The 22,145-nt window shown below is 57.9% G+C and carries 15 protein-coding genes and 1 pseudogene; 1 reads left to right on the forward strand and 15 read right to left on the reverse strand.

The features are described 5' to 3' along the window. Nucleotides 1-184: 184 nt before the first annotated feature. From MJ257_RS03660 to MJ257_RS03705, 10 genes and pseudogenes are all read right to left on the reverse strand, one after another. Entirely contained in the window at nucleotides 185-2,626 is a 2,442-nt protein-coding gene (locus MJ257_RS03660) for a glycoside hydrolase family 95 protein (RefSeq protein ID WP_240267959.1), read from the reverse strand. Nucleotides 2,627-2,631: 5 nt separating this feature from the next. Further along, on the reverse strand, nucleotides 2,632-5,070 hold the full coding sequence (locus MJ257_RS03665) for a glycoside hydrolase family 95 protein (RefSeq protein WP_240267960.1): 2,439 nt from the start codon (nucleotides 5,068-5,070) through the stop codon (nucleotides 2,632-2,634). 24 nt (nucleotides 5,071-5,094) lie between these two features. Continuing rightward, nucleotides 5,095-6,864, reverse strand: coding sequence for a right-handed parallel beta-helix repeat-containing protein (locus tag MJ257_RS03670; protein WP_240267961.1), 1,770 nt, complete (start codon nucleotides 6,862-6,864; stop codon nucleotides 5,095-5,097). 47 nt (nucleotides 6,865-6,911) lie between these two features. Further along, the gene (locus tag MJ257_RS03675) at nucleotides 6,912-8,069 is read right to left on the reverse strand and encodes an SGNH/GDSL hydrolase family protein (RefSeq protein WP_240267962.1); all 1,158 of its coding nucleotides are present in this window, start codon (nucleotides 8,067-8,069) and stop codon (nucleotides 6,912-6,914) included. Between the two features lie 119 nt (nucleotides 8,070-8,188). Beyond that, a complete protein-coding gene (locus tag MJ257_RS03680) occupies nucleotides 8,189-9,856 on the reverse strand; it encodes an extracellular solute-binding protein (RefSeq protein WP_240267963.1) in 1,668 nt (555 codons plus the stop codon). A 138-nt stretch (nucleotides 9,857-9,994) separates the two neighbouring features. Then, complete coding sequence (locus MJ257_RS03685; protein ID WP_240267964.1) at nucleotides 9,995-10,900, reverse strand: carbohydrate ABC transporter permease; 906 nt, start codon at nucleotides 10,898-10,900, stop codon at nucleotides 9,995-9,997. A gap of 15 nt (nucleotides 10,901-10,915) precedes the next feature. After that, on the reverse strand, nucleotides 10,916-11,770 hold the full coding sequence (locus MJ257_RS03690; protein ID WP_372489736.1) for an ABC transporter permease: 855 nt from the start codon (nucleotides 11,768-11,770) through the stop codon (nucleotides 10,916-10,918). Between the two features lie 441 nt (nucleotides 11,771-12,211). Beyond that, nucleotides 12,212-14,503 carry a helix-turn-helix domain-containing protein gene (locus tag MJ257_RS03695; protein WP_240267965.1) on the reverse strand — a complete coding sequence of 764 codons (2,292 nt, stop codon included), beginning with the start codon at nucleotides 14,501-14,503 and terminating at the stop codon, nucleotides 12,212-12,214. A 765-nt stretch (nucleotides 14,504-15,268) separates the two neighbouring features. Continuing rightward, nucleotides 15,269-15,973: an SDR family NAD(P)-dependent oxidoreductase gene (locus tag MJ257_RS03700; RefSeq protein WP_308193151.1), complete on the reverse strand. Its 705-nt coding sequence runs from the start codon at nucleotides 15,971-15,973 to the stop codon at nucleotides 15,269-15,271. 60 nt (nucleotides 15,974-16,033) lie between these two features. After that, nucleotides 16,034-16,488, reverse strand: a pseudogene (locus MJ257_RS03705) (VOC family protein). 188 nt (nucleotides 16,489-16,676) lie between these two features. On the opposite strand from MJ257_RS03705, the gene MJ257_RS03710 reads away from it, so the two are divergent. Beyond that, nucleotides 16,677-17,048, forward strand: coding sequence for a hypothetical protein (locus MJ257_RS03710; protein ID WP_240267966.1), 372 nt, complete (start codon nucleotides 16,677-16,679; stop codon nucleotides 17,046-17,048). Nucleotides 17,049-17,070: 22 nt separating this feature from the next. Here MJ257_RS03710 and MJ257_RS03715 read toward each other — a convergent pair whose 3' ends face one another. From MJ257_RS03715 to tgl, 5 genes are read right to left on the reverse strand one after another with little or no spacing between them, the layout of a single operon-like run. Further along, nucleotides 17,071-17,271: a hypothetical protein gene (locus MJ257_RS03715; protein WP_240267967.1), complete on the reverse strand. Its 201-nt coding sequence runs from the start codon at nucleotides 17,269-17,271 to the stop codon at nucleotides 17,071-17,073. Next, nucleotides 17,272-18,372, reverse strand: coding sequence for a GerAB/ArcD/ProY family transporter (locus MJ257_RS03720; RefSeq protein ID WP_240267968.1), 1,101 nt, complete (start codon nucleotides 18,370-18,372; stop codon nucleotides 17,272-17,274). A gap of 24 nt (nucleotides 18,373-18,396) precedes the next feature. Continuing rightward, nucleotides 18,397-19,644, reverse strand: a complete 1,248-nt coding sequence (locus tag MJ257_RS03725; RefSeq protein WP_240267969.1) for a Ger(x)C family spore germination protein — start codon at nucleotides 19,642-19,644, stop codon at nucleotides 18,397-18,399. After that, nucleotides 19,631-21,139 (reverse strand): spore germination protein, encoded by a 1,509-nt coding sequence (locus MJ257_RS03730; protein ID WP_240267970.1) that lies wholly within the window; start codon nucleotides 21,137-21,139, stop codon nucleotides 19,631-19,633. Before MJ257_RS03730 ends, MJ257_RS03725 begins: the two co-directional genes overlap by 14 nt. 60 nt (nucleotides 21,140-21,199) lie before the next feature. Further along, nucleotides 21,200-22,015 carry a spore coat transglutaminase TGL gene (gene tgl, locus MJ257_RS03735; RefSeq protein ID WP_504928356.1) on the reverse strand — a complete coding sequence of 272 codons (816 nt, stop codon included), beginning with the start codon at nucleotides 22,013-22,015 and terminating at the stop codon, nucleotides 21,200-21,202. Nucleotides 22,016-22,145: the final 130 nt, after the last annotated feature.

Below are 22,145 nucleotides of genomic sequence, written 5' to 3' on the forward strand. Positions count from 1 at the left end.
TCGGGTTCTCCCGAATAATAATTGCAAGAATACAGTTACTCCTAAAGATAAGATCCGATTGTCTCGAAATTGCCCAGGAATAACTGTATCTGTGCAACTATTTAATCGATTGGGCCGAGGTACACGGAAACAACTGCATTTACGCAGTGATTTGATTCCTTCGTGATTCTTTCTTCCATTTAATTCAATTCATCCTAGCGAAACGCAAATCCGGGCCATTCAATTCATATTCGCCGCCAGCCTCGGCCGCAATGGCGATACGGTGGTCGCCCAAGCATACCGTCAAGCTCCCGGGCGAATGGGTACGAATCACCGCAGTCGTTAACCGCCCCGCTTCCCAAGCAAGATCAACCTCGGCATTGCCTTTGGCCCTAAGCCCCGTCACCCGGCCCGTTGGCCAGGCCGCGGGAAGCGCCGGCAGCAAGCGGATTTCGCCGCCGGGACGGCTCTGCAGCAGCATTTCCGCGATCGCCGCGGTACCGCCGAAGTTGCCGTCGATGACGAAGATGTTCGTCTCCGCCCCGGCGATGCCGGCCTTGGAATAACTGAACAAATTGTCGAAGCATAGCTCCCCGACCAGATGCGAAATATGCTTCAAGGCGCGGTTTCCGTCGCCTAACCGGGCAAAAAACAACCCGAACAGCGCCGCCGTAAACTCGATATCCTCGAGTTCATCCTGCTGCATGCGGTTTTCCAGCGTCACCCGGGCCGCGGCCGCCAGCTCCGGCGTTTCCTCCGGCGTGATCTGATGCGCCGGGTACAACGCGAACAGATGCGACAAATGGCGATGCTCCGGCTGCGCCTCTTCGAAGTCCTCGAGCCATTCCTGCAGCTGGCCTTTTTGGCCGACTTGCAGCGGGGGCAGCATGGAGATGGCGGAGACCAGGCGTTCGCGCAGCTCCACATCCTCCTCCAGCAGCTCCGCGGCCTCGAGACAAAACGTAAACAACTCCCGCACGAGCACCTGGTCCATCGTTGGTCCCATCGACAGCTGCCAGTGGCCTTCTTCCGGACGCCCCGGGTAGAAATGGTTCTCCGGGGAATTCGACGGCCCGGTCACGAGCCAGCCATATTTCGGATGCACCGTCATGTAGTCGAGGAAGAACAACGCCGCTTCGCGCAGCACCGGATACGCCTGCTTCTCCAAGAATGCGCGGTCCAGCCCGTACCGGTAATGCTCGATCATTTGCATGGCCAGCCATAACCCGCCGGTGACGTTTAATCCCCACGAGGTGTCCCAACCCGGCTCCGTAAATCCCCATACGTTGGAGAAAACATGCGCTACCCACCCCGGCGAACCGTAGGTGTCGCGAGCCGTCTTCCGGCCCGCCCGGGCCAAATCCTCCAGATACCGCATCAAAGGCAGTTGGCTTTCGCCAAGGTGGACCGCCTCCGTCGGATAATAATTCATCTCCGTGTTCACGTCGAGGTGGTAATCGCAGCTCCAGCCCATGCGGCAAGCTTCGCCATCGTTCCAGACGCCTTGCAGATGCAAGGGCAGCGGCGAATCCTCCCGCGAGCCGGCCAAAGTTAAATAGCGGCCGTACTGCAGAAATAAAGCGAACAACTGGGGATCGTTGCCGCCTTCCTTCCGCAGCAGCTGCATCCGTTGGTCCGTAGGCAAATCCGCCGCCCCGGAAGGGCCAAGATCGACGGATACCCGCCGAAACAGCGGCTCATAGTCGGCCAAATGACTCGCCCGCAGGCGCTCGTAACCCTTGGACAACGCCAGGGCGGTCTGCAGCCGGGCCGCCCGCTCCCACGCGCGCGACTCGCTGCGGTAATCCGTGGCGACGGCCAGGTAAATGCAGGCTTCGTCCGCCCCGATGACAACCAGCCGGCCGTCCTGGACGCGGATGCTCCCGCCCCGGGTCTCGAGCTCGATGCGGCCGCGGCACATGACGCCGCAAGCGCCGTCGCTATGCACCGTCTCCGTCGCCCGGCCGCGGAATTCGAGCGCCGCTTCCCCCTCCGCCGATACCGCGAACTCGGGCGTGAGCCCCGCGATGGCGAGCGTAAACGAGACGCCGCCCGCCGCTTCGCTCCCTATCCGCGAGACGAGGACATCGTCGGCGTGGGAAGCGAACAGCTCGCGGACCAGGGTCGATCCGGGAGGGCCGGCGGTCGTCGTCAGCAGGGCGGTCGCCAAATCCAGCTCGCGCCGGAAGGGTACGAAGGACCCGTCGGACATTCCGGTCCGGCCGGGTTCACCGGACCGGGCCGGGACGAACCCGCCAGGGCCGCCAAGGCCGCCCTCATCCGTCTCCTCCCCGCTCCCGGCAAATTCAATCACCACATCGCACATCGCCAGATGGGTGCCGAAGTTCGGCTTGGGCGGTTGCAACGCCTGCTTCGCCAGCCGGTCGCCGCCGGCGTAATCGCCGGCGAACAGCCGCTCGCGGATCGCCGCCAGCGCCGCCTTGCCTCCGGTCGCGGCGGGTGCCCCCTCATCCGCTCGGCCCGACCAATACGTCGACTCGGTCAGGTTCCAGACCTCGCGGTCCGGCGCGGCCATCACGACGGCGCCGATCCGCCCGTTGCCCACGGGCAGCCCCTGCGGCCACGCCGCAGCCGGCTTGTCATACCAGAGCCTGGTTGAACCGCGCTCCGCTGCGTTCTCCTTCATCCCCTTCACTCCTTCCCGGCCGCCGCGTCACCCGGCACCAGCCGATACGTTTGTCCCGATTCCGTCGCAAATCGGGTTTCGCCTTCCGCGGTCCGTTCCGCGGCTACCTTGGCGGTGCCGTGGTAAACGACCAGCGGCGCGCCCCCGCCGAGCCCGTCGCGAACGCGGCAGGCATGCCCCAGCGTCGAGACGATTTCCGCCTCGGCTAATTTGCCGTTCGCCCAGCGCAGGCTCACCTCGAAGCCGCCGCGGGCGCGAAGGCCCCGGACTTCGCCGTCCGGCCAAGCTTCCGGCAAAGCGGGCAGCAGCACCAGCGCAGGGAGATGCGACTGCAGCAGCATCTCGGCGATCCCGGCCGATGCGGCGAAGTTGCCGTCAATCTGGAACGGCGGATGGGCGCCCAGCAGGCTCGCGTATACGCCGCCGTGATTGTAGCGCTCGGTTTCGCCGTCCTTCACCAGCCGCAGCATATTGCCGAGCAGCCGCAACGCCCGGTCTCCGTCGCCGAACCGGCTCCACAAGGCGACCCGCCAGCCCAGGCTCCAGCCGGTGCTTTCATCGCCCCGCCGCTCCAGCACCTGCCGCGCCGCGGCGAACAGTTCCGGCGTTTCCTCCGCCGACAGCTGACGGCCGGGATACACGCCTACCAGATGGGAAGTGTGCCGATGGTGGACGTCTTCGTCCTCGAAATCCCGGCTCCACTCCTGCAGTTGCCCATACTTCCCGACCTGCAGCGGCAGAAGCCGTTCGCGGGCCTGCCGCAGCTCCTCGCGAAACGCCTCGTCGATGCCGAGCACGCCCGCCGCTTCAATGCAGTTCGTAAACAGCTCCCAGATCAGCGAGAGGTCCATCGTCGATCCTTCGCTAATCGCCGCCACGCCTTCCGCCGTACGGAATTTATGTTCCGGCGAGGTGGACGGCGAAGTCACGAGACGGCTCGACTCGTCTTCGATCAGCCAGTCGAGGGCAAACAAGGCGGCATCCTTCAGAATGGGGTAAGCAAAATCATGCAAATAGGCGACATCCCCGCCAAAGACGTAATGCTCCCACAGATGCTGCGTCAACCAGACGCCGCCCATCGGCCAAAGCGCCCAGGCGGGATCGCCATCCCCATAATCGCCCACCGGGGCGGTTTGCCCCCAGATGTCCGAATTATGATGGGCGGTCCAACCGCGAGTGCCGTAGTTGACGGCGGCCGTTTTGGCCCCGTTTTCGGCCAGGTTGCCGATCATCTCCAGAAGCGGCCAATGGCATTCCGCGAGGTTGCACGCCTCGGCCGGCCAATAGTTCATCTCCGCGTTGATATTCAGCGTCCAGTTGCTGCTCCATGGCGGCCGGGTCATCGCGTTCCAGATGCCCTGCAGGTTGGCTGCCTGCGTGCCGGGCCGGGAGCTGGCGATCAGCAAATACCGGCCGTAATGGAACAACAGCTCGACCAAGCCCGGATCGGAAGCGCCGTATTCCACGATTCGCCGCTCCGTGTCCATCCCATCCGCCGCCGGCGATTCGCCTAGCCGCAAGCTGACGCGGCCAAATAGGGCCCGATAATCCTCGATATGCCGGGCCCGAAGCTCCGAATAGCGGCCGGCCAATGCGCCGGCCAAGTCGGCCTCGGCGCGCACCGCCGCCACGTCCGCCGGCAAAGGTCCCGGCCGCCCCGCGCCCGGAACCTGATCGAACCGGTCGAAGCTGGTGGCCGCGCTGAAGTACAATACCGCTTCCGTCGCGTCCAGCACGCGAATGCCGGTGCCGTCGAGACTGACCCGGCCATCGGTTTCGGCAACCGCCAGCCGGCCCTCGAAAGCCATCGCCGGCGAGACGGACGGGTCGCCGTACCGGATCGGACGATCCGCGCTCACGTAGTTCGGCTCCACCCGTTCCGGCGCCGTCCCCCGCAATGCCAATGTGCCGTTTTCCACGACGGTAGCATGGCGGAGCGGGCTATCGAGCCGCGCGTGAAAGCCGAGCGCCCCCGCCTGGCTGCACGTCAGCCGCAGGGCGATCACCCGGTCGGGGTGGGATGCGAAGATCTCCCGCGTATAGGTCACTTCCCCGACGGCGTATTCCGTCAGGTGGACGGCGTTCGCCAAGTCCAGCGTGCGCCGGTAGCTCCGGCAAGCCGCCCCGTGCTCAAACGTCAACTGCAAGTCGCCGAACGGCAAATAGGATTCCGTATAGGGTCCCAGCATCTGACGTCCCAGCCGGTCCGCCTCTTCGTATCGGCCTTCCCGAACGAGCTTCCGCACTTCGGGCAATACCTGCCGGGCAGATGGATTGTTCCAATCGCGCGGATACCCAGACCATAAGGTATCCTCGTTCAGGCTGATCGTTTCCCGCTCCACCCCGCCGTAAACCATCGCGCCGAGGCGCCCGTTTCCGACCGGCAGCGCCTCGGTCCAGACCGTAGCCGGCCTGTCGTACTGCAGCTTCGTGTTTTGCTCCATCGTTCCTTCCTCCCCTGCCTGTTCTTATTTCTCGTTCCCCCGCGCTTCATCGCCGCAGAAGACGTTGTCCTCAATTACCGCACCCGGGCAAGCTTCCAGCCGGACGAGTCGCTCCGGGTCGAACCCGCCAGAGGACGCGGACCAAACTTCGTTCCCGCGAAACACCAATTCCTTCGTGCTGCGCGCGGATAGCAGCAGGCCTCCTGGCTCCGGCTCGAAACGATTGTTGACGATCGTTATCCCGCAGTGAACGGGTCTTTTCGGGAGCGCTTCCCGGTTTTCCGGCACGATCGCGATGACCGCTTGGGCATCGTCGCCGCACCCGATAAACCGGTTCCCCCTGATCTCCATGTCCCGGACCGCGCCCGATTCATACCAGGAATTCGCATCGGCCGCGACCAGAATGGCGCTCATCCGCGTTCGTTCGAACACGTTGCCGCGGATCACGGTCCGCCCGCGTGCGGAAGCCAACACCCCGCGTGTCGGAATGCGGGCGAACTGGTTGCCCGTGATTTCTACCTCCGGCGACCAGGTGACGTTCTCCACCACGTCCCGCGGTCCTATGTTCTCCGGCGCCGGGCGCTTCAGCGTAAGCATCAGCTCGCGGGGGCTTAACCGAAGAACCTCGCTTACCACGCCGGTTCCCTGCGTCGCGAGCGAATCCGCCTCGACGAAGCCGACCTCGTCTCCAGCGCGAAAAGCCGGCAATCCGTAGGTTTGCGGATGCATAAACCGTACGACCACCTGGTTCGGCGCCGGACGGCCGACGATTCGCAGGTATGTGCCGTGGACGTTGATCGCGTCGTCGTGCGCACCGGCAAACCGGCAATCCCGGATGGCGATCCGTCCCCGGCATCCCGACAGATGGATGAAATCGGCGAAGCCGGCGACCGTCCGGCCGCTGTCGGCGCGCGGCGACAAGTCCAGGCGCTCGAAGGCGAGATTTTCGCTGAATTGCCCGACCATCCCGAGCCCATGCATAAAATGCATGCCGCAGCCGGAGAACGTGATGCCCGAGCTTTCGCTAACCAGGACGCCGACCTGATCGCGAATGCCGTCGCGCATCTGTATGATCCGGCCAGGGGCCAAACCCTCGGGTAAGCCGCCGCCAAAATAAAACCTTAACCGTCCAGAGCCCGCTTCCTCCGTCCGCGTGGCCGCCTGCTCCAGCCAGTTGTCCACCCGCCAAGTCGTATTTTCGGCCGGATCGCAGAGCTGCATCGGCCCGGCTTGAAAGCGCCAGTCCTCGCCGACCCATTCCAGCCGGCCTTCCTTCACTTCATACCACGAATCCGGATGTACCGCCGCCTCCATCCAGCCCCCCTCTTGCTCGCAACGCTCCACCGTCATTTCCGTCACTGTCGGCACGGCGTAATCAAAGCGAAGGTCGAGGATGGCGATGTCTTCGCAGCCGTCAATCAACAGCATCGTCTGCTTGCCGTGAAACAGGAACAGGGCCCCGTTCCCCATGATGGTCAACCGCCGCCTCCCTTTCAGCAGCAAACCGATCGTCTTCATGACGTCGGATTGCTCCTCTTCGCTTGCCGTATTGGTCACATAATAAGGAGCCCGGATGGCCGATTGCGGATAAAAATGATACCGCCCGAACGGCACATCCAGCACGACCGGGCCCTCCGCCCGCGCGGCCGCCTCCAGTGCCATCCGCATGGCCGGCTGCGTATCCTCTTGCGTATCCGGCCGGGCCCCGTAATCGCTCAAAGAGATCACGGTTACCGGTTTCTCTTCGCCAAGGGAAACCCTATCCCCTTTCCTTTCTTCCTGCTCCCAGCGCATCCGTATCCCCCCTAGTCCTCGTTACCCTCATCTTGTGCCGACTCCCCTTAGGAAGTCAACAGCTTTAAGATCCGCAGTCCCGTACCCTTGCTTCGCTCATCCTTCCGGCCCGTGTTGCGGACCGTTACCTGAAGTTCCCCGTGATGCTCCAGCGCCGGGAACAGGACCGGCACCGGACGGTAAGCCCCGATGCACCAGTCGTCAAATGGATTGACCGCCACATAGGGCGCTCCGTTAACCGAATATTCAAGGATCCCGGTGTCGGGACCGCAGAGCAGCAGCATGCCCGCGCCCCGGCCTTCAACCTGAAAGGTCAAGCCGGCGCCCGATGCTTCGGCGAATACATGCTCCGTGGAGTACCGCCAATTCATCAGCGGTTCGTTCGGCCGCAGCTTGCGGATCCGGAAGTGCTCCGAATAGTCGGCGGCTTCATAGATCAGCATGGCGGCATGCTCGTAACTCCCGGCGATCAGGGGCTCGCCGGGCAGCTTGGGGATCTGCCCAGAAGAAACCGGCGACTCCCCGGCAAATAAGGCAGCATCCAGATACTCCCGCAGGAATCGGGCATACAGCGCATGCCCCTCATCGTTCGGGTGATAGCCGTCAGGGGCAAGATCCCCCCACTCCACTCTCCCTTCTTGGATCAACCCATACACGCCGGCGGCAAAATTAATGGAAGGAATGCCGTAATGCTCCGCCACTTCTTCATGAACGGCAATATTAAAGGGCCGCAAGGACGTCAGGTTCTTCTCCGCTCCCGTGTAGATAAAGCAAAGGTCCGTCGCCGGCGACAACCGCCGGCATTGGCGGACAATCCCCTCCATGCCGCGCAGCGATTCCTCCCGGTCTTCGCCGTCGTTGACGCTGAATTCCACAAACAGCAGGTCGACCTGCCCCTCCCGGAGCACATGCTCCCGCAAACGGTGCGCCCCCAGGGTCGAATCGGTGCCTCCCACGCCGGCGTTGATGCAGCGCAGCAGCCGTCCGTCCAACCGCTTCCGCAAATATTTCCCGGTCAGCGCACGCCAGCTGGTCTCGTCCGCCGCCGAGGCGCCTGCCCCTTCCGTAATCGAGCCTCCCAAAAAAGCGACCGTAACATCCCCGTCCTCAGCACGCTTGGCGCAGACCCGAGGCAGCCCCATGCGGGGGACGATCCATGCGTGTCCGGGCGTCAATCCCGGCACGCCCGTGTCTGTATCGGGCATCTCCATCCGCTCCTCTCTATCCGTCGATATCCCATGAAAAACGGAACGCCGGCCCGACAGGCCGGCTTCCGTGATCCGCGCCGCCGGCTGCCCGAAGGCGTGGCGGCGCGAAAGTTATATTATTTCGCCGATTGGTCGTAAGCTTTTTGCAGAATCTCCAGATAGCGGTCCAGCTTAAGATCTTTCAGACCTTGCACGTAGGCGTCCCAATCCTTGTTCAAATCCTTGTTGCCGGTGATGAATTGCAGCTGGCTTTGCTCGATGTAATTTTTCAGGTTCGTTTGCAGCATGCTGGCTTCATCGATTTCGCTCGGATCGATCCAAATCGACCAGATCGGGAAAATCTCCTTCGGTTCATGTCCCTGATACAGCAGCGTGGCGTTGTACAATCTGCGTTCATAACCGTCCGAAGCATAGATGTCTTCGCCTTGCACCCAAGTATCGCGGTATTCCTTCGGCATGTAGAAATGGCCCATCCCGCTCCAGCCCGCGTTGCGCGGCGCTTCGCCTTCCTTCATCGGAATGGTCTTGACCATCGGCGTTACGCCTTCGCCCAGCGCCTTATCCCCAGGCTCCGGATCGGTCCAGTCGATGCCTTTCATCCCTGTGCCGGCATTGGTTTGCCCTTCCGGCGTGTACAGGTAGTCGATCGCTTTGATCAAGGCGATTTGGACCTCTTCGCTGGCTTTGTTCGTAATGACGAATTTCGCTCCGGAGGTAACGCCCCCGGCATCATGCGTGGTGAACGATACCCCGTTTGGCCCCGCCAAAGGAGCCAGCGGGTTGTAGTGCGCGGAACGGGTATTGCCCGGATCAATGTTCACGAAAATGGCTGGATGCATGCCCGCGCCGGCGCCGAGGATTTCCGCATCCGCGTTTTCGCCGATTTTCTTATAGGCTTCGGCGTTTTGCGTAAAGGCACCCGGGTCGATCAACCCTTCATCATACAACGATTTGATGTAGGCCAAGCCTTCCTTCCATTCCGGCTTGATCGCCGCGGAGACCACCTTGCCGTTTTCCATGTTCAAGTAATTGCGGTCGTCATCATAGACGAAGGCGTTCATCAAGTACGGTACGATACGTACGCCGAAATCCTCCGTGGAACCGCTGAGCGGCACTTCGTCGGCTTTGCCGTTGCCGTTCGGATCTTTCGTTTTGAACGCTTGCAGCATCGCCTTGAATTCTTCCGTCGTTTTGGGCTCTTCCAGGTTCAGCTTCTTCAGCCATTCGGTGTTCACCCACATTTTGTTCGGGTAGGAACAGTGGAAGCATTCCGTATAGGCGCCCAGCCCGTAGATGTTTCCGTCCGGAGCGGTATATAGCGCTTTCATTTCCGGCGATTCTTCCATCGCTTTTTTGATGTTCGGGCCGTATTTATCAATCAAGTCGTTCAGCGGGATCAATACCCCTTGCTGCCCGTATTTAAGCACGTCGGCTTGGGAGAACTCGTCGATGTAAGCCGTCAGCAGGTAGGCTTCCGGATAGTCGCCGCTCGCCAGCGAGATTTGGCGTTTCTCTTTCGCGCCGTCGGACGGGTTGATCTGCCAATTAAACTTGATGTTGAACTTCTCTTCCAAAAACTTCGTGAACTTGTTGGTCGGAATGTCGATCCCCGACTCCTGAACGGCGAAGACGCTGACTTCCACCGGCTTCGACGCTTCGGCGCCGCCGGACGAGCCGTTGCCTTGGGCATTGTTCGAGCTCTCTGTATTTTTGCCCGAACAGCCGCTGATCACCAGCGTAATCGCCAGAACCAGCATGAACATGCTTAACAGGGTTTTTTTCAAATTTGATCGCTCCCTTTTTGATAGTGTCCATCGCTTCCCTTTTGCAACTCTCCTGGTGCCAATCGAGAGCATCACCTCCTTCTATAATGAAGTCAGAAGCCTTAAGGCGCAACCGCCATTTCCGGACCTTGCGGCCGATCAGCCTTTCACGGAACCGACCAGCATGCCCTGGACAAAATAGCGCTGCACGAACGGATAAATAATCAGCACCGGCAGCGTGGCGACCACAATCAGCGAGTATTTCAGCAGCTCGGCAAGCTGCTGCTTCTCGACGATGGCCATCGCATCCATGTTGCTGCCGCTGTTATTCTGGATAATGATGCTTCGCAGGATGAGCTGCAGCGGGAACAGGTCTGCGGATTTCAAGTAAATCAACGCATCGAAATAGGCGTTCCACTGCCCGACCGCATACATCAGCACGAGAACGGCAATGATCGGTTTGGACAACGGCAGCACAACGCTCCAGATGAACCTCAGATCGCTGCAGCCGTCGATTTCGCTAGCCTCCAGCAGCTCCTCGGGAATCGAGGAGTGGAAAAACGAACGGGCAATGATGACCTGCCAAACCCAAATCGCATTCGGGATCAAGAGCGCCCAGCGCGTATCGATCAGATCCAGGCCCTTCACGACCATATAGGTCGGAATGAGCCCCCCGCTGAAGATCATCGTGAACGTGATGACCATCATCAGCGCGTTCCGTCCGAAGAACGCCCGGCGCGACAGCGGATAAGCGATCATAATGGTCAGCGTGACGCTGATCAGGGTCCCGGCCGTCGTATAAAAGATCGAGTTCAGGTAGCCGGTCATCACCTCGCCTCTGCGGAACAGCTCTTCAAAACCTTTAAAGGATAACTCCACCGGCCATAACCAGACCCGGCCCGAAGTGACGGCCGCCGGACTGCTGATGGAGCTGCTGACGATATAGATTAACGGATAAAGCACGACGATGACGAGCAGGGTCAGGATGACGTAGATGACGCCGATAAATATCCGGTCTCCCGCCGATTCTTTGATTCTTTTCTTGGGAATTGCTGTAGCTGCCATATCCTAACTCCTTTCCTACCAGATGCTGTTTTTCGTAAGCCGTTTGGCTAGACCGTTGACGGTCAGCAGCAAAACAAGATTGATGACGGAATTAAACAAACCGACGGCGGTCGCGAAGCTGTAGTTGGCGTTCAGCAAGCCGATCCGGTAAACGTAGGTCGCGATGATTTCGGAATTGACCAGGTTCAGCGGGTTTTGCAGCAGATACACCTTCTCAAAGCCCAGCGCCATGACGTTGCCGACGTTCAGGATCAAGATGATCACGATGGTCGGCACGATCCCGGGCAAGTCGACGTGGCGGATTTTCTGGAACCTCGAGGCCCCGTCCACCTTGGCCGCTTCATACAAGGTCGGGTCGACTCCCGCCAAAGCCGCCAGATAGATCACGGCATTATAACCCGCGGTTTGCCAAATATCCGACCAGACGTAAATCGAACGGAACATGCCCGGTTCGCCCAGGAAGTTGATGGACTCCAGCCCGAAGTAATTGAGCGCGATATTGGCAAAGCCGAGCCGGGGCGCCAGAAACAGCATGATAATCGACACCATGACGACGGTCGAAATGAAATACGGCGCAAAGGAAACCAGTTGCACGAACTTCTTGAAGCGGCCGCCGCGAATTTCGTTGATCATCAGCGCCAGAAGAATCGGAATCGGGAATCCGGCCAGGATCAGATAACCGCTGAGGATGACCGTGTTCTTCACCAACGTCCAGAACTGCGGGTTCTCGAAGAACAGTTGGAAATGCTTGAACCCCACCCATGGACTTCCCCAGATCCCCTTGATGACGTTGTAATCCTTGAACGCCAGCACCGCATTCAGCATCGGGTAATATTTGAAGACGAGAAAGAACAGGAGCGGAGGAATCACCAGCAAATGCAGCTGCCAGTGCTTCTTGATGTTTCGGCGCGCAACCCGCCAGTAACTGACCTTTCGTTTGGCGTCCGGCACGTAATCCGGCTTGAAAGCAAGTTGTTTTTCCAGAATAATTCCCCCTAAAAGTTTTGTAAGTGCCACCCCCTAAAGACAGCTTCAAACAAAACTTGCTTCGGAAGCATAGGCTTAGCAGATGGCCTGCGGTGTTATGGTAGCGTTTTCTTTACGAGTCGATCATAGGGCATGTTTGGCGGCGCTGAACAGGTACACTTCCGTCTTTTGGCGTACAGATCTCCCGTTTTTCGGGGGTCATCCTTCGGGCCTGGAGCCATTTTTCCGTAAAAAGAAAACAGCGGCCGCGCCTCCCTGGATCGGAAGGTACGGCCGCTGCATTGGCGGAGCGATATCGATAAGCTTAGGTGAATGAAAGACAGGTCAATCTTGGCACGATTGCCGATAAGCGCTCGGCGAAATTCCGGTTAATCGCTTGAACGCCCGACGGAACGAATGCGAGCTGTTGTACCCGACCCGGGCGGCAATTTCGTCGACGGTATAGCTGCTCTCCTTGAGCAGCACAGCGGCCTGATCCATCCGCACTTTGATCAGGTGGTCGGAATAGTTGACCCCGGTGACCTCTTTGAACAGCTGGGAAATGTATTTCTCCGGGCGCTCCACATGTTCCGCGACCCGGTATAGCGTCAGGTCGGGATCCGCGTAGGCTTCGGCCGTATACTGATAAATCTGCTTGATCAGCTGGGCGTGCGAATCCTTCTTCTTGTTGGCGATAAAGCTGCACAATTCTTGAATGATCGCGTGGATATCCTGTTGGATCGTTTCGAGCGGCCCGGAAAATCCAATGTCGATGATTCGCTTCTTGACGCTCTCGAACAGCGGGGATTCCAGGAAGATTTTCTGGTCCAGCAGCTTGAGGAACGTACCCTTCATTTCCCCGACCAGCTGGTGTTTCATCTCGACCGACAACTCGCGTTGTTCCAGATTTTGCGCGATGATCGAATCGATGATTTTCCGTGCCTCCTCCAGTTCCCCGGCACGGATCGTGCTGATCAGGCGATGCTCGGTATCGAGCGGATAATAATACGTCGTGTTTTCGATTTGCGTATCATGGCTCCACAGGATGCCTTTTTTGTTCAGGTAAATCGCGTACTCCAGCGCCTGCTTTGCTTGGTCGAAGGATTGGCCCACCTCCGTGACGCTGGTAAACGGTTCGCCGAAGCCGGCTTGCATCGAGATTTTGTATTCGGCGAACATATGCTGGGCGAGCGTCTCCATCAGTTCCGAAATCCGCTCTTCTTCCGCCGGACCCGGGAGCCGGTCGGCCTCGGAGAAGAACAGCAAGACGATTTTGTCCGACCCCGAATCGGTCATCGGCACCGGCCCGGCCAGCTCCGTGACGGCTTGCTTCATGAGCAGCCTTGCGGCGTTCAGCTCGTTCAGCACCTCAACGGTATCCATGCCGGCATAACCGTTGATTTGCAGGATGCCGACGTAACCCTCGCCTTGCCGCAGCGAGATGTCGGCTTGGGCCGCCGCCGAGGCGATCTCGTCCCGGGATTCGAACTCGCCGGCAATCAGCCGCCTCAGGAAGGCATCGCGCACCAAAGGAAGCTGGCGGTGAAGTTCCGACTCCAACAGTTTGTTTTTCGTGATCATGCCGGCGATATTCCCGCTCAGGAAGTCGAACTCGTTGCGACCCGTATCTTCGTCCTTGCCGAACTGCTCCTTCATCACGCCGATCAAACGGTTGATCGGGAGACTGTTCCGGTAGGCCAGGAACAAACCGACCAACACTCCGATCAACATGGCGCCGCCGGTAATCATCCACGAAGCCTGCTTGATCCGGTTTGGCTTCTCCATCAGCGTGCTCCGGGGAATGCCGGCTTGATAGACCCAGCCGTTCTTCTCCGAGCGGGTGGTAATTACGAGATCGCTGCCATAGAATTGGCTCGTCTTATTCTCGTCAAACCCGGGATCGGCGTGGAGCTTGGCGATATCCGGCACCGCTTCGCCCTGGAGGAAGATCGTGTTGCCTTCCGCGTCGTAGATGTGAACCCAGCCGCCGCTTTGTTCCGTTAAGCCGGACAACAGCCCCGCAATCGTCTTCTGGTCGATCAGGACGACGACGATCGCCGGGGACGTATCGTTAAAGCTGTCCAGAGGCAGCGATTGCATGTACGTAATGACCGAAGTCTTCACGTCCCGCTCGCTGAACGGGGTCAGCGGCTTGATTTCGCTGCGGTGGGTTTTGCCCAGCACCTGCTGCTCCCACTCCTCCAATGACAGGTTGTCGTAATGGAAATATTCGTAATAGTGCTCCGGCCGGAAAGAGGATCCGGAGGTCACGATCAAATTATAGTTAGCCAGGTAAATATAATAATTCCGCAAAAAATCGTTCGTTTGCCCAAACGTCAGCACGTTGCGCATCGCCTTCCAAATGCCGTACACGTCCCTTTCGGTGCCGCGGTCGTTCATCAGGGCGTTAATCTCCTGGCTGATCGCCAGTTGCCGGGTCATGCCTTCCACTTCCGCCATCCGGTGTTCGAGCAGCTCCTGGCTTTTCTCCAGCTGGATGACGCTGTTCTCGATCGAGATCGACTCCGTAACGGAGATGGACGTCCGGTAGGAGATGTACCCGCCGATGCAGGGGATGAGCAGGATGGCGACGTAAGAAATCAGAAAGTTGCGGAAAACCCGGGAATGCCGAAGCATGGGATGACCCCCCATCTTTATTGGTAGCGCTATCATTTCAGGCCGAGCCGCCCGCCTTTTCGGTTTCATCATTATATCTAGTTCCGTTTTATTCTGTCTAGCGGCATCAAGCGCCCCATCAGTAAAAGCATATCGAGGTTTGCTTCGCTTGGATAGGTACTCCTGGGTAGCGGAGCGTACATTTTTCCCGGCTTGTCCCCGGGAAAACCGCACAACGGCGCGGGTTTGCAGAAACGTTAGGCAAGGGGAAGAACTGTTCAGAGGGGCGAGTGCCGATGTTGATAGCACGGCGTACAAGCGTACGGTGACCATAGCGGTAAAAGATGGCTTTATTTCTCCTCGTAAGACCGATTCCACAAAAATAAGGCCCAAAAAGGGCCTTATTTGCACGATACCATAGCAAAACAAGCTAAAATGGGGCTCCCGCGAGTGAATAACGGAAAAAAGTTCCCTTATTATTTCGAAAACGGCCCTCCCAGCTGAAATAAGGCCCTAAAATACCGCTATCGTAAGAAAGAGCCGCAAGGCCTTCCGAACATCGGGACGACGGATGCTGTGCGATGGTGCCGCATCAGAACACCGGTGCTTGTCGCGACAGTACCGCACCGGCATGCCGCATGCCTGCCTCGACAGTGCCGCATCAAGACACCGGTGCTTGCAGCGACGGTGCCTATCGGCACGCCGGATGCCTGCCGTAAAGGCGCCGGACTGCGGCGCCAGATCCCTACGGTAACGGGGCTACCCTATCCCGCCTCCCGCGGATACTTACAGCGGCATCGCCTTCCCGTCGATGCCGATCATGACCGCGCCGTTATCCGCCTCCAGCTTGCCCTCGGCCAAGTCGAGGATCGACCGCGCGGAATCCAGCGGGTCTCCCGGCGCCTGATTGCCGCCCATCGGGGTGCGCATCCAGCCCGGATGCATGGCGTACACCCCGAATCCCTGCGGCACCAGCTCCTTACGCAGCTGGGCGGTAAAATAGTTGAGCGCTGCCTTGGACAACGCATACGGGTAATCGCCGCCGTAAGCGCCGGCCAAACAGCCCGCTTCCGAAGACACGTTCAAGATCAACGGCCGGTTACCGGCCTTCAGCAGCGGCAGGAAATGTTTCACCATTTTCATGGGGCCGTACAGATTGGTGCGAAAGGTGTTCTCCACGGCGGCGAACTCCAATCGCTCGATCGGCTGCTCCCGTGCCAGCAAAATGCCCGCGTTATTGATCAGCGCATCAACGGCGCCCCATCTGGCGGCCATAGCTTCCTTCGCTTTGGCGACCGAATCCTCTTCATCCACGTCAAGCTCAAGCAGCGTCAGCTTCCCCGGCGCTCCCTCCTGGAGTTCTTCCAATGCTTCCACGTTCGTCTCCAGCGAGCGAATGCCGGCTGCTACCTCATGGCCGCGCCGCAGCGCTTCCCCGACGATCTCCCGACCTAGTCCCTTACCCGCTCCCGTTACGATCAGTCTCATCATCCAACCTTTGCCTCCTTTGATCGATATGAATCCGTTTACATTTCTCGAAACGCCTGCCGCCTAGTTGTCGTTCTCCAGCAGCTCGATCCACAGCTTCAGGTCTCGCGTGGCGTCCATATAGGCGTAACGCCCGCCGGTGTATTCCCCTTTTTGCGCTAGCGGCATGCCTCTTCCTTCGAGCAGTTGGATCTTCTCCTTCATCCCGTTGATCACAAAGGCGATATGGTGCATGCCTTCCCCTTTCTCCTCCAGGAAATCCCGCCAAGTGCTTGGATGCTCATCCGGTTCAATCAGTTCCAACTGCAGTTGGCCGCAATCAAAAAACGCCAATTTGGCGCGAGCCGGGGAGGGCGCTCCCCGATATTCCGTCTTCGCCACCTCTACCGCGTCTGTCCAAAACCAAGCCGGCTTTCCACGCCCAGGAAATCCGCGTAGGCTTGCGAAACGGCTTCGATATCCCGGACGACGATCCCGATTTGCGTAATCACTTTGGTGCCCAACGGTTGTTTGTCCATGTGTGATCGCTCCTCTTTTCATCAATTATGTCGTTGGATGAGGCCATGGCCCAATGCATCCCCATCTTAGCATATTCGAGTGTGTTCCGGTACAAGCCGATCGTGGCAAAACGGGTACAAGAACCTATCGCACAAATGCCCAGTTCCGCGAATATACTGCAGCAAGAACAAAGGAGGAATGGATTCGAATGCCTAATATGTATACGCCTTATGGCGGCACGCCAAGCCAAGTTAGCCCGATGAGCCAGGAACCGATGGGGTACGACCACAAGAAACAGATGATGGAAATGTGTAAAAAATACCACCACCATCTGATGCAAATGGAAGGGACCGACGGCAAGATGTATGAAGGCATCATCGACGGAATGGACGATGAACACGTCTACTTACTCGTTCCCGTCGGGGATATGGATGATCGGGGGTTAGGGTATCCCTATGGCGGTTTCCCTTACGGCGGCTATGGTTACGGCTACGGTTATCCACGTCGCTTCCGCCGCTTTATCCGCCGGCCGTTCCCGTTTTTCTTCTTCAGAAGCTTTTTCTTCCCGTTTTTCATCTAAAAAGCATGCAAAGGGCCTCCCGTTAATGGCGGGAGGCCTTGCTTTCTTGCCCTTGGCTGGATTTCGATCGGGAGGCGTCGTTGCCGGGTTTGCCTAGCGATTTGGCCCGAACCCAGGTAATCGTCGACAACAGCAGCGCCAAAATGCCGATAAAGGCGAGGAACTCCCAGGGGTAGAGGGTCATCGCCTCGTATCCCCAAGGCCATAGGATCGCGGCGTTCACTTAAGCGTACCTCCTTTTGCCGAGGAGCTTCCGAACCATCGAAACGAGAAACAGCAGAACCGGAAGGACGATAAACAAGGGAAGCCAGATGTAATTCGGCAGCGTTTTAAAGGCTACGGTCGTATGCTCCGGCATGTTTTTCGCCATCGTCATGCCGACGATAAACGTGATGGCCGCAAAGAGCACCATCAACCCTTTCGGATTGCGAATGCGGCACAATTGCTTCGCCGCAATGACCGACATATACATATGTAGCGATATTTTGAAAAAGGTGGAAATAAACAAGTAAATCACAAACAGAACGTCCAGATTCTCGATGAACTCTGCAAGACTTACCTGCTTTAATGTCTGGATTAAAGGAAAATACTCTCGGATGAATATTTTCTCGCCCAGCACAATAATCGCCAGCGCATCGAAAAGCGTAATCACGATGCCCGCATTCAGCGCTGCCGCCAGATTAATCCCCATCAGCCTCTTCGGCGAAGCCATCAAAGTCCATATCATGGCGAGTTCGATCGACTCCCCGAAGCTCTGCGTGACGCCAAGCGGCCATACCGCCTTCCATACCCGCCCCCAGCCCTCCCCCAAAACCGGTTGCAAGTAAGAGAAATGGTGCATTCCCGAGCTTAACAGCAGAAAAATCTCAAGTGAAAAAAGAACCACCAGCACGGGGAAGATCATCCCTCCCAAGCGGCATATCACCTCGATCCCGCTGAACAAGAAATAGAGGACTAGCAGCAGGAAGCTCCCGACGAGGATCCAAGCCGGGGTTCCCGGGAGAATGGTCGCGGGCAGCAGGAACTTCAAATCCGCCACTCCGCGCCCCGCGTCATAGAGCCACACCAAGGGATAGAGCCAGGCCAGGGGAACGCCGATCCACCGGCCGAATTCGTAAGGAAACCATTCCACCAAGGTTTGCCCCGGATGCATTTTCTGCAAAACCGTATACATCCCAATAAGCACCGTTCCCAGACCGGTACTGAGCAAAGCGGCGATCCAGGCATCCCGGCCGGCGCTCGCCCCAAAAGCGAAGATGAGAGTCGTCCCAAGTTGGAACATGGACGTAACCGCAAACAATTGGTAGGCAGAGATCTTTACCATTGGCCCTTTCCTTTCAGCGTATCCTCATTTGAATCCGTCCCTGTAACTCTTGTTGCTTAGTCCGGTTCCCACGACCTTAACCTGTACGGTGATCCGTACCGGAAGATACGGAAACCTGTCGTCCCATTGTTTCTTCAACTCTTGATTCCATACTTTCGGATACTTCCGATAGAAGGCATCGCCAAACCCAAATATGTCGGCCCGCCATTCCTTTTGCACCTTGTCCAGCACCTCGCCGATGCGGGACAAGGCAGCGGCCTCCATCATCTTCTCCACCTTTTCGACCGTTCGCGGATCGCTTAAATCCAGTCGGCTATTATTCTCGTAGATTTCCACACCCGAGTTGATCCGCAGCCCAAGGGAGGGTTCATCCCCGCCTATGTTCGGAGTCACCTTGGTTTTGCACGCATTCAACTGTGCGCTTATTGTACCGCCCCCTTCGGTTTCGGGGACAGCAACCGTGATGACGCTGCCCGATTTGACCTCGTTTTTGATCCAGAGCAATCCTCGCGTTTCTTCATCATCCAACCAACCCACCAACTTATCGTCCTTGAAAACCGCCGTTCCGAGCATGGCGATGGTCGTCTTCTCGTCGGGCAGGTCGAGGTTCTGCCCGGTTGTTTCCTTTTTCCGTCGATTATATCCGGAGATAACTTCCACCTGTCCCGCCGAAGGCTCTATCCCATCGTTCATCAACGCGTTCATAAAGTCCTTGGCGTGGACCGCAAGCACGGACCCGTTGGTCAATTCCTCCCGAAACTGGTGACCGTCCAGGCTTTCGATCTTAGGTTTGTACGACAAAACATCAAGCGCTTTCCCTTTCGTCACGAGGATATAGCTCGCAAGCTGCGGCTGCCGGTATCGTTCGAAAAAGTCCATTACGGGCAATATTCCGCTTTGCGCCAACTCTTGTCCGAAGATGATGATTCGACTATGGGTGAAGTATATTTCCCGGGGGACCTTCTGTTGAATTTTCCGGTAAGCTTCCATAATGGTTGCCCCGGTCTCCGAAATCGTTCTAGCCGCATCGGAAACCAGCTTGGTGTTGGTCCCCCCGCCTGAGATGGCGGGCCCCAGGAGACGGGAGATCGGCACTTGCAGGCTCACGGTATACTGGTCTTTCTGCTTATCGATGCCTATTGCGGTAACCACCGCGATATCGTTGATCTCGTTTCGGCTCCAGCATCCCGACAGGAGAAGAGAGGCCGCACAGCAGGCCAGCAATACGCACCAGCCTCTATGGAAACCGTCCATCGAATCATCTCCGTTCATCGCTATTTCGCATTCTCGTCAGGTTTCGTTTCGCGGTTTCCGGCGGGCGGGTCTTCATCTCCGACCAAGGGGACCGTACCAGCGTATCTTTCAATGCGCCGAGATGCACCGGCGCGATCGGAGCCATGAAGGGGACGCCGAAGGAACGTAGCCGCGCCAGATGAATCAATATCGCTAGAATTCCCAGCAAAATGCCGTATAAACCTAGCGTCGAAGCCAGGAACATCAGGGGAAACCGCAACAGCCGGATCGAGATCGCCTGATTATAGGAGGGAAGCACGAAGGAGGAGATCCCGGTAAAAGAAACGATGATGACCAGCGGCGCGCCCACGATGCCCGCTTGAACGGCGGCCTGTCCGATGACCAGGGCGCCCACGATGCTGACGGCCTGTCCGACGGTTTTGGGCAACCGGACCCCGGCTTCCCTTAAACCTTCAAAAGTGACCTCCATAAGCAAGGCTTCGACCACTGCGGGGAACGGCACGGTATCCCGTGCAGACGCAATGCTAAGTAAAAGGCTTAGCGGAATCATTTCTTGATGGAAGGTCGTTAGGGCAATATAAATCGAAGGCAACGTCAAAGCGCAAAACCCAAAGAAATACCTTAGCCAGCGAAGGCACGTGGAAAAGAGATATCTCTGGTAATAGTCCTCTGTGGCTTGTAAGAATCCGAGAAAAGTCATCGGCATCACGAGGGCAAACGGCGTGTTGTTGATGAGGAGGGCCGCTTTCCCTTCCAGAAGGCAAGCGGCTACCCGATCCGGACGCTCCGTATTTAGGATCTGCGGAAATATGGAACGATGATTGTCCTCGATCAGTTCCTCGATATATCCGCTTTCCAGGATGCCGTCGATGTCGATACGTTTTAACCGGCTCCGAATTTCCTCGATGACGGCCGGCTCGGCAATTCCGTCCAAATAGGCAAGGATCACTTGGGTTCTCGACAATCTGCCGATTTTCATCGATTCCATCTTCAACTGTGGCGTTTGCAATCGCTTGCGAATCAGCACCGTATTCGTAGTGAGCGATTCGGTGAATCCGTCCCGCGCGCCTCGAATGACGGCTTCCGTGGTCGGCTCCTCCACCGAACGCTTATCCCATTGCACCGCACTGACGGAGACTGCCTGCTTCATTCCATCCACTAAAAGCACGGTGCTTCCCGATAAAATGTCGTCGACCAATTCGCCAACTCGCTGCGGGGTTGTGATCTGGCCCACGGATAAAACCCGGTTCTTCAGGATTGCCGCCATGTCTTCCGGCGGAACCTCCGGCTCCCCGGAAGACATTTCAATTAATGGCTTGACGACATGAGTGTTTACTAAGTCCTGATTGGTGAGTCCATCCACAAACACGAGAACCCCATGCAAGCGGGATCCGATCTCCAGGTAGCGGAATTGGATGTCCGCGGACCGGTCCAAAATACCTTTCAAGGTTCGGATATCCTGCTGCAGGGATCCGGTCAGCGCCTCGTTCTCGATTGGGATAGTTCCGGACATCGCAATTCCTCTCCTCAAATGCAGTTAGATCAGCTTTATCCTGCCACATCATGGGGAGGGTTATGCTCTCTCCTCCGATTGACCGTATCGGTACACGGTGCTGCCGATCCGGGCATACACGCCCCTCAGGCTGCGGATATGCTCGTAATTGGGATAAATGATCGTATCCAGCAAATAGGCCGATTTCCGGCTGCCGGGTTTTCTTCGCCGGTTCAGCGCCTCGATGATCCCGGAAGACGAGCGAATGCCGATACCATGGCCGTAATAGCGGTCCTCGCCCAGCATGATCACGTTCTCCCCTTGCCATTCCGGAGTTTCGGGATGATGGTCCGGATTTTTGAAGTAGAGAATATCTCCGGGATACGGGCCCAGCCGCAGACTGCCTTGACGAAAACCCAGATCGCTGTCATACTGCCAATCGTACAGAAGCAGATTGGTGAAATAAGTATTGAACGCCTGGTAGCCGATTTGATCCAGCACGGCTTTATACATCACGATCATCATCGCCATCGAGCATTCGAAGCCGTAAAGCGGACCGTTCCGGTAGATGTCCAGGATGGCGTCCGCCGGCGCAGCTCCGGCCCTCAGCCGGAACCCTCCCTCCTCCGTGCGGTTCCAGTACATCTCATTGCATCGGGATTTGCGGTAGACGGCGAATTGGGCACCGCTCTCATTGAGCGCCAGGGCGGAGTCGACGATCGAATTGCGCAAGCTTAGTTCAAACAGCAGTTCATCCAATGAGCCGTAACGATAGGGCACCGGGCTTCTTTCTTGAGCCTGCACGATGTCCCGTTGAAACGCTGGCAACATCATTTGGGATAGTTGCCTTTTATCTTTTGGCGGCAGAAGGATCAAACCTGTTCCCCTCCTTGTCAATATTCGGGTGAATCTAGGTTAGTGTACGTGCGGATGCTTGGTTTGGTGCCCGCCCGTATCGAATCTGCCTTTTCCAGAAATGCTAGACGAAGTGTGAAAAGCCTGACGCGGATACTTAAATCCCAGATCG

Source organism: Paenibacillus timonensis (assembly GCF_022427145.1).
In the GTDB taxonomy this organism is placed as follows: domain Bacteria; phylum Bacillota; class Bacilli; order Paenibacillales; family Paenibacillaceae; genus Fontibacillus; species Fontibacillus timonensis.